Annotated in this window: 6 protein-coding genes; all 6 read right to left on the reverse strand. The window is 51.3% G+C overall.

Features of this window, described 5'->3' with window-relative positions; genetic code table 11:
* The coding region (locus GF404_07100) for a hypothetical protein (protein MBD3381947.1) at positions 1-768 on the reverse strand (768 nt) is incomplete at its 3' end.
* Positions 769-792: 24 nt separating this feature from the next.
* A complete protein-coding gene (locus GF404_07105; protein MBD3381948.1) occupies positions 793-1,839 on the reverse strand; it encodes a tetratricopeptide repeat protein in 1,047 nt (348 codons plus the stop codon).
* A complete protein-coding gene (locus GF404_07110) occupies positions 1,840-2,181 on the reverse strand; it encodes a DUF1049 domain-containing protein (protein MBD3381949.1) in 342 nt (113 codons plus the stop codon). It abuts the gene before it with no gap.
* A 62-nt stretch (positions 2,182-2,243) separates the two neighbouring features.
* Complete coding sequence (locus GF404_07115; GenBank protein MBD3381950.1) at positions 2,244-3,005, reverse strand: hypothetical protein; 762 nt, start codon at positions 3,003-3,005, stop codon at positions 2,244-2,246.
* 106 nt (positions 3,006-3,111) lie between these two features.
* A complete protein-coding gene (locus tag GF404_07120; protein ID MBD3381951.1) occupies positions 3,112-5,295 on the reverse strand; it encodes a T9SS type A sorting domain-containing protein in 2,184 nt (727 codons plus the stop codon).
* Positions 5,296-5,305: 10 nt separating this feature from the next.
* Positions 5,306-6,999, reverse strand: a 1,694-nt coding sequence (locus GF404_07125; GenBank protein ID MBD3381952.1) for a T9SS type A sorting domain-containing protein, incomplete at its 5' end; no start/stop codon positions are given.

Genomic DNA, 6,999 nt, shown 5'->3' on the forward strand with positions numbered 1-6,999 from the left:
ACCTGTCAGATGCTCAGCCGCACCGTCGACGTCAACATCCTGATAAATCTCCAGGAGTTCGAGGATCTCGCGTGAACCGAGAAACTCCGAATCATGCTCCGACAGCATCGTATAGCCGGAAAAACCCTGGTCTGTCTGTCCGTTTCTGGCCTGCAGGTAAGTGCGGTTGTAGAGCGCCAGAAGAGCGGGTGTGCCCCCGGCCGAGATCACCTCATTGTATCTCTTGACACAATCATCGAAATCTTTTTCCATACAGTCGTAGTTGGCTCTGAGAAGCTCGTCCCAGCTCTGATATTGTCGGAAACTTTCGACCTGACCGGCGATATCTTCGGCTTTACCACGATCGCCCAGTTTGAGATATGCCAGCGAGGAATACCAGTAGAACTGGAAAGCCTCGTCGTGATCATCGGCCCTGCCTTTATGCTCATGGTAGAAATCGACCAGTTTGCGGTAGCGTCCGAAAGTGTAATAAGCAGTCGCCAATGAATTGAGCAGTTTTTCGCAGTCGTCCCTGCACAACAGGAGCGCTTTTTCCATCTCGCTGACCGACATCTCACCATCCGCCATCAGCAGACCGTTTAAATAAGCCAGCTCCCAGTCAGCGAAATCGCGAGACAGAAGATCAGCCACTTTCTGGCGTGCAAGCGTCAACTCAGCGTTTTCGATCGCCTTGGTCACCTCGGAATAGTCGCCGGTTGATTCGGCAATTACACAAACCTCGGCAACAACAATAAAGATCAGAACTAATGTAAGTATAGTTCTTGGCATAGTTGATTAATACTGGTTACTGGTTCAATGATGCAAGAATGCTTCAGCGGTACGGTTGATCACCCGCGCGGCATCCTCGGTACGCTGCTGATTCTGGTAAAGACGTATCAGTCCCAGGAGCGCCGGCAGGTAATCCGATTTGATATCCAGAGCCTGGTTGTAGTATTCTTCTGCCAGTCCGGATTCACCGCGTTTCTCGGCCAGGCTTGCCAGCCCCAATATCGCGTGCAGGTTCTTGACATCTCTTTCGAGCACCTGGTTGTAGAGATCTTCCATCTCGGAGAACTGTCCCAGGTCGAACAGGACTTTCTGGATTCGTCCGAAGACTATATCGGCGCGCGAGGGATCGACGTCGATCATCTGCTTCCAGGCTTTGACCGCGTCCACCAACTTGTCCTCTTTCTCATAAGAATCACCGATCGCGACCACCGCCTCGACCAGGTTGGGATTGTATTTGAGGGCATCCTTAAACTCCATCCGCGCGTCATGGTACTGTCCCTGCTCCAGAAGCTCCATACCATGCTTGTAGCGCAGGTCGGCCAGCGACGATTTGTCATCAATATATTGAAGCTTCAATAGTTCGGACTGATGCTGAAACGCTTTGCGCCAGTCTTTCTTGCGCGAGTACAGGCTGACCAGTTTCTTGAGGGCGATATGTTTGCGATCCGGAAAATCTTTGAGTTGATTCAATATCTTCTCGGCGGCGTCGAATTGCGCCAATGCCATATAGTCCTCGGCCAGGGCCTGGAGGACCTCGCCACGCTCATAATGGGTCAGGTTCTGACGCATGTTCAGGTCGGAATCAATTTGCAAAGACTTCTTGACGTTTCCACGCTGGCGCAGAAGTCCCGCCAACCGCAGGTAAGCATCGACATTGTTGGTGTCTGCCAGGACAGCTTCTTTGAGACGCAAAAACGCCGTCGAACGGTCGTTGTTGAGAAGCGCCTTGAGCGCTTCCATGTATGTCTCCTGCGGTGAGAGCTTGACCCTGGGATTTCGACGATAAAGATAAAATATGGCCGCCGACAAGACGACGATCACCAGAACCAGGACTACGATTACCACGTCCATCTATTTCTGCTCCTGTTGACCGGGCTCTTCCTCACCCAGTTCAGTGTCATTTATATCTTCAAGTGAACGATTGCGCAGGGCCGAGAGTTCCATCTCCAGCTTTTTGATCTGACGATTGCGTTCGCGAATATCTCCGCCGACTTTGATGAAATAGAATACCGAATAGATAAAAGTTACCAGCATCCCGATCACAAAGGCCGCGAAACATACAAAAGCCAGAGGCACCGCGTAATAATTGCCCCATGGGAAAAACAGGTCAACCCGCTCGGTGGAATTGTACAGCACAAACCCGATCACCACCGCAACGGCAATTATAAACAGCAACAGCCTCAATAGCCACATAGTTTTACCTCTTTGTTTTTCCCTCAGTTTACAGACTTAGCAGAACGCTGTCAAATAAAAAGTTAGCCTTCAGAGGACTTGTCATCCGCTTTTCGAACATCACCCTGATTCTGCTTTTTCGCCGGCTTATCTGCTGTATTCTCTTCGGATTCTTCTTCATCCTGATGGAGATCGTCGATACTTTCCACCATAGCCTCAAAATCTTTTTCATTGAAGCGGAAACGTTCCTTTTCGCCGACACACTCAGCAATCACGGTCAGGTCATCTTTTTTGAGAACGTACAAGACACCGTAGATATATTCGGAGACCCTGCGCGGCACCCCGTCGAACTGGTCGTCAATATTAATAGTGTACTGTTTTTGCACCTCGACTTTGACACCTTCGAAATCCCCCACCCTGGCCCTGCGGGTACGGTCAAATTCGGGAGTGAAGTTGGCCCGGGAAGGCATCGTGAAGCGTTTAAGAGCTTCCTCGACGATATCAATGTCTTCATCTTCGATGACCTCGATCAGGTGCAACAGGCTGTCCGGCTCCAGCTCGGTAGTGTCAGCCAGAAGCGTCAGCATCGGCGGGGTAAAATAACTGCGGTCATTGCCGAAATGCATCGGCACCACCGGGCTCCGCTTGAGGACGATCAAACGGCGGATATCGTCATCGTCGCCCACCTTCTTGATCTTCCAGCCGTCACTTACCTTGAGGCTGAATTCATAGTTGTTGTCCAGATAGAGCGTATCCCCTTTAACTTCACCGGCATCTTCGGCCAGGCCTGCCTGCAGGCCCGTAAGTAAAAATATCGTGGTAAAAATCAATATCAGCTTTTTCACGGTTCCTCCCTGTTTTTATTATCATATTAAAGTTTTTGTCTTATGTCAATTGATAGAACATATACTTGATTATACCGAGTTCAAAAAGAAATGTTCTCGAAGCCGGCTATTTGAGAAGAAGCATCTTGACGACTTCATCGATCCCCCCGACTTTGACCCGTAAAAAATAGATCCCGCTGGCGAGCCTGCCACCGCCATCGGCCTTGCCGTCCCAGCGCAGATCAAGGCTTCCGGCGGAAACGACCTGCCGGCTGAGCTGGCGCACTTTCTGTCCCAGGGCATTAAAAATCTCTACTTCGAGCGTCTGCCCGCTCACCGCTTCCGGGATATCAAGCTCGATTACGGTCTCGGCATTGAAAGGATTGGGATAATTCTGGGCCAGCCTGAATTTTTCCGGGATAACCTCATCCGGAGCCTGCTTTTCAAACTCGCTCAGGCTTAACTGATAGCTCAGCAGGCTGAAATCATCGGCCGCCAGAAGCAAACTGTCAGCCAGCGCCAGATTGACAAGCCCCCCGGAGGTCTGATATGAACTAACTTGAATCAAACTGTCGGCATCCTTTTCGAAGATCACCAGACCAGAATTTTTCGCTCCGCAGACAAGAAAATCCTCGTACAATTCGACATCGTACAACGTATCGGCCAGGGCGTTTTCAACACCGTCAAAGACCGGTACACCATCGGCAAGAACATACCTGCGCAGCCCCTCATTGCCGACGCCATAGATATATGTACCATCGAACAGCAGTTCATTGATACCGATTCCCCAGTTAATATTATCGATGAAGTCGATCGCTTCAGGATCGCTGATATCATAAGCTTTTCCGTTTCCGCCCCGGGTGGCATAATAGAGATAATCCCGATCGATGTGAACATCCGAAAGAGCGCTCAACTTGTAGAGGCTCGCCCTTTCATGGTATGATCCCAAAGACAGCTCGATTTCGTGCAGGTGGATATTTCCACGGCTACGAAATGCCAGAAGCGCTCTCTGGTCACCGGCTACGACTGCGCTCATGGAATGAATATCGATTGTGATCGGAATCGAGAGGATTTCATGCAGGCTACCATCCTCGAGCATCATGGTGATCCAGATCCTGCGATTGTAGTTATCCGCGATGAACAGGTAGTCACCGGCAATTTCGAGGTCATCGGCACGTGCGGGATGACGCTCGATCATGTTCAAATTTCCATCCGCATCAGGTTTTACGATTAAAAGCGGTCCGGCGCCGGAAGCGACATAGGCAAAACCACCATGCAGAACGACATCCTCGATACTCCCTGCTGAACTTATCTCAGCCAGCGGTTTCAACCCCCATCCATTTTCCACCTCGTAGATACGCGCGGCCTTGAATGAATCGACCGCCGCCAGAAATTTCCCGTCCCGATTTTCAACCAGAACAGGCATACCAAAGAATCCGGGATTTTCGATATTCGCTACCACAGACGATGAGTCCGGATGGAAGATCTGAAACGTGCCGTAAACATCGCGCGAGAATACATACTCGCCCTGCTTTTTTACACTGCTGACAAATGATTCAGTAGGGTATTTCGCGATCACGGCCGGATTCAGCGGATCGGTCAGATCCAGCCGAAGCGTACCGCTGTCAGAATAGGCGCAGTAGCCATCCTCTCCGAGCGCGGTGAAGTCTACAACCGGATGGTAGAACAAGACCTTTCCCAGGTAAGGCGGGTGGTCAGGATTGGAAGCGATGTCGTAGAGATGAATTCCGTTATAGCTGTCCACCAGGTACAGAAGCGGGCCATGTTTTTCGACTGCGACCGCGTTGGAAGCCTGCTTAAGCTGGGCAATCAATGCGGGGTTATGCCTGTCGGTCAGGTCAAAAATCTTGAGCCCATCGAAACCACAGGCCAGGTACAGCCTGAGACGCTCGTATTCCAAATCCTCAAACTCGGTCGGCAGGCTGGTTTCAGCGATCACCTGCGGATAATCCTCAGGTTGTACGCGCACAAAAGCCAACTGCCCAGCTTCAGAATAACATAGAAGTTCACTCACAAGTCTGCGGCAATACTGATAATCCTGGCTCAAGGGAACAGTGGCCAGGCTGTCCATCTGCCAGAATCGATTGAGCGGTTTATAGACAGTCAAACCGGAATTGAAGAGAGCGAAGAGATGACCGTCGGAATAGTTCAGATCGGAAACATTGCGCCAGAACCTGCTGTCGGCCAGGCGCACGTAAAGGGAATCCTCCGCATCAGCGCTCTTTATCGGTGCTGATACAACGAGGATCAAAAGAAGCAGAATCCAGATGTCGTACCTCTGTTTTACCATGTTCAATTAATCATTTCAGCAGTATCATCTTGCGCGAGAGATTCCCCTGCGAGCTTTCCAGCCTGTAGAAATAAACTCCGCTGGCAACCGGTTTTCCGGACTGGTCACGACCGTCCCAGACGACCGCATGGCGTCCGGCTTCAAACCTGCCCCGCGCCAGCGTCTTCACTTTTCTTCCGAGTATATTATAAACTTCCAGTTTAATATCTCCGCTTCTCATCAAACGGAAATTGACCACAGTTTCGGCGTTGAACGGGTTGGGATAATTCTGTCGGAGGGCGAAATTTTCCGGATGAGGCGGTGCAGTCTGCCGGTCATCATCAGCATCAACAATCACCTGCTCCGGTGGAGTTGGGTAAAGGATCCCGGAATTGCGACTGTCTGCGGCGAACTGCCCCCAGGCGGTCATAATCGACTGGTATCCGGTTTCGAGTTCCCAGGCATACACCGCGGTATCATCGGAAGTCATCAGCAGGTCCGCGCTCAGACGGTCATGGCCGAAATTGCATATCACCGGTATATGCAGTCTGTACAGGACACTGCCGGGATGCGCAAAAGAATACTTCGGCCAGCCTTCCAGAACCTGACCGCTGAGATCGAAAGCGTAGACTTTTTCCGCGTTCTGTCCAGGGAAGAAATTTCCTCCCCGCACAATGATGTCATATAAACTGTCTCCGTCGATGTCGGAAATGATCGGTGCTCCCGCACTGCCCCGGAAACTTGCCAGCCAGCTTTCGCCGGCGACATTGGGACGGCCCCAGACAGTGCCGTCGGAACGCACCGCCCAGACCTCGGCAAAATCGAATGACGAAATAGTGAAGACCATCTCCGCTTTTCCATCGAAATCCAGATCGGCCGGGGCGGGGTAATTTATCAGGTAATTGAACCGATCCAGTTTCTTGGGAAAGCCCGGAAAGATTGTACCATCGACTTCCATGATCACGGCAAAGATTGCGAAATCATCCAGCCTCCTGCCGATCACTCCCAGCTCCAGAGTAGAGTCTCCGTCGAAATCCGCCATGCAGGCACCCGAAATACCGGTCATATCAGAAATCTGCGCTTTCTCGAGGAAGTCCGGTTCGATCGCGTTACGGGTATTCAGAACCGTTATCGAATTCGACATCACCACGATTATCTCCCGTTCGCCATCGTTATTGAAATCTTCGCAAAATACGAACGGCAAATACTCGCGCACAAACCCGTTGACCTCGCCGAAAAAACCGTCACGGCTGGCGAAATACGAGGTACCGTCGTGGCGGTAGGCATAGATTTCCCCCTCGAGGGTAACGTGCACGATTTCAAAATAGCCGTCACCATCGAGATCATTGAAAAAGACCGTGGGAAACCCGTTCTGGGCATTGTTTACGGGTACATCCTTGGGGAAACCGGGCTTCTCATAACCGTCATAGGAATACAGGTGAAGCCCGTTTTCAGAAACAAAAGCCACCTCGCCAAAACCGTCCTGGTCGATGTCGTAGACTGCCGGTGGTCCCTGGAAATTCCCGCCGTCGTTAAAACGCCATCCCCCGGGAACGAATTTGCCGAGATGGTTGTATGCCCTGACACCGGAGCGGGTGGTAATCACGACCTCTTCGTAACCGTTATTGTCGATATCGTAGACGGCCGGCGCGTAATCGGTCATATCAGTCAGACCGACCGGGAAACCATCCACAAACCCCTGCGAAATCGCGACCGGAAGGCTGG

The sequence above is a fragment of the Candidatus Zixiibacteriota bacterium genome, assembly GCA_014728145.1.
GTDB lineage: Bacteria > Zixibacteria > MSB-5A5 > JAABVY01 > JAABVY01 > WJMC01.

Bases quoted from the DNA above. Each gene is read 5' to 3' on its own strand.
- GF404_07105 (MBD3381948.1), bottom strand. From the start codon at position 1,839: ATGGACGTGGTAATCGTAGTCCTGGTTCTGGTGATCGTCGTCTTGTCG.
- GF404_07110 (MBD3381949.1), bottom strand. From the start codon at position 2,181: ATGTGGCTATTGAGGCTGTTGCTGTTTATAATTGCCGTTGCGGTGGTG.
- GF404_07120 (MBD3381951.1), bottom strand. From the start codon at position 5,295: ATGGTAAAACAGAGGTACGACATCTGGATTCTGCTTCTTTTGATCCTC.